Source organism: Pseudomonas sp. SIMBA_068 (genome assembly GCF_046534705.1).
Taxonomy (GTDB): Bacteria; Pseudomonadota; Gammaproteobacteria; order Pseudomonadales; family Pseudomonadaceae; genus Aquipseudomonas; species Aquipseudomonas putida.
In genome coordinates this window covers 1-598 of the sequence record NZ_JAWRYI010000042.1, presented here as the reverse complement: position 1 = coordinate 598, position 598 = coordinate 1, and the positions used below count along the sequence as shown (strand labels likewise).

The window sequence follows — 598 nt, the reverse complement described above, 5'->3', positions numbered from 1 at the left end:
GTCTCGATGCTAGAGACAAGGTTCGTCTCACTCTCTTTTACTCGTTTCTCATTTCCTCAAATCCCTGCCGAGCGGCTCACACTTCTTGTCGCCAATCTCAGTCCATTTATGGCGCACTTATACACACCCCTGTGTGTGCTAAAATCTCTCGATTTTCGGCAGGCGTGTAACAAAAACAGCAGACTCTTCTTTCAAGTCTGCTGTTTTCAATTTAAACCAGATTAAAATATGAAGCTAAACCTTTTTTACTTTGGATTAATAATGACTATTCTTATTAGCTTTTTTCCTCTTTACAATCTTGACAATGAAATAAATCAAAAGAATAGAAGCTCCAAGCACAGAAAAATTATAAACAACGTCAAACCAATTTACCTGAGATACTTCAACCAAAAGAATCCCTCCCTTTAACACTTAACAGTATAAGTAACTGATTTAGAATACCCAACTGGTTGGCCTACAACATTCATACCATACAACTTAGTACCTCTTACATAAGCCTTCCCACCTGTTTTTTTCGCATTCAAATTATACCATGTTGACCTTTGTGTCCAAGTAATAGCAAAAATTACGCCGACCTGTTCACTCCATACATTTACCT

The 598-nt window shown here is 37.5% G+C and carries 1 protein-coding gene; it reads right to left on the bottom strand.

The features are described 5' to 3' along the window. Window positions 1–404: 404 nt before the first annotated feature. Window positions 405–598, bottom strand: a 194-nt coding sequence (locus tag SB756_RS28045) for a hypothetical protein (RefSeq protein WP_410912743.1), incomplete at its 5' end; no start/stop codon positions are given.